The 1,554-nt window shown below is 47.3% G+C and carries 1 protein-coding gene; it reads left to right on the plus strand.

The annotated features are described in order from the left end of the window. The coding region (locus tag KBW69_RS23320) for a hypothetical protein (RefSeq protein ID WP_257282528.1) at window positions 1-1,554 on the plus strand (1,554 nt) is incomplete at both ends.

Below are 1,554 nucleotides of genomic sequence, written 5' to 3' on the forward strand. Positions count from 1 at the left end.
ACAAGCATGGCGAGTTCAATATGGAGCGGTTCCGCGCCCTCTCGTCTATGAATACTGGCAAAGGCATGCTCAAACATGAGCGAGTGAAAGAGGTGCTGGGCTGGCCGGAATGGAAAGACAAGCATGGCGAGTTCAGTTTGGAGCTGTTACGCGCCTTCTCATCCATGAATCATTGCAAAGGCATGCTCAATCATGAGCAAGTGAAAGTGGTGCTGGGCTGGCCGGAATGGAAAGACAAGGATGGCGAGTTCAGCATGGAGCTGTTCCGCTCTTTCTCATCCATGAATAGAGGCAAAGGCATGCTCAATCATGAGCAAGTGAAAGAGGTGCTGGGCTGGCCGGAATGGAAAGACAAGGATAGTGAGTTCAATATGAAGTTGTTCCGCTCTTTTACGTCCATGAATAATGGCAAAGGTGTGCTCAAACATGAGCCAGTGAAAAAATTGATAGATTGGATAAGCTGTGGAGTTGCACCCAATCCGCTGCTCCTGCAAATGATGACCAGGCTCTGGACAACAGAAGGACTACCTGCCATTGAAGCGCTGCAACATCTCGAAACACAACTGAAAAAGTCGCTGTCAACAGAATTTGCTGAAGACAACAGTGATTCAGAGATTGAAGAGGACGACGAATACGATAGCGATTCAGAGGATGACAAATTCCATCGCCAAATAAAAACAGTGGCTCTTTATCTTTCCACCTCTAAGCCAGACTGGTCACTCAACTGGGCGGTTTTACAACAATTTCAGCAATTCCATGCAAAGACTAAAACCATTCTGATGTTGGAATCATTGGCAAGACTTCTGTCTTCTTATGGAGGGAAAGGCGTCGAGCACTACCTTAAGGCTAATCGACAGGACCGGGATTTTTTATGGTGTCATACGAGTAAAGACGTGCCTTTGCAGGTGTTAAATAAAGCAATGGCTCTGTTTTCTTCCAATGAAGACAGACGACGTTTTGTCTATTTCATCAAACGGCTGAAGTCATTGCCGAATCAAAGCCTATGGGAGCAATGCTCAGCCAGGTTGCAACAACTATCCGGGGTGCTGAAACACGACTATATGAAAAGACTCTACTGGGAAATCCTGCAACCCTTAACAAAGGATGATCAGTTGCGTTTTCTGGACGCCAACCATGCTCAGGCTGTGTTCGACCTGTTTCCCTCCTTGGGTGCCCTGCATAAACTCAGCAAAGAGCATTCCCATCACTGGTTAAAACGGCTCTTTGAAGCCTGCCTCGGACTGAAAACCCATGACATTACCAAAGAAGGCATCCAAACACTGTTTGAAGCACTACTCAAAACCCATAGCCTTTTGCCCTGGCATCACGATATCCCTGGTCACTTTCTGTCCGGGATGCGAACGACCAACAACAATGTAGAGATACCTGTCTCTGGACTTATTCCATCAGGAGAAGAGCTGGCCCTAAGTTATATCGCTGTGCTGATGCAGAACCTCAACGGGATGTCTTTTACTGTTAAAGGGCAGCGGCTTGAGGTTGAGGTGCTGGCTGACGGTGTTCAGATCTATCGCTATCCCATGCCACGGCTGAAAA

It is taken from the genome of Endozoicomonas sp. ISHI1 (assembly GCF_024606225.1).
Lineage (GTDB): Bacteria > Pseudomonadota > Gammaproteobacteria > Pseudomonadales > Endozoicomonadaceae > Endozoicomonas_A.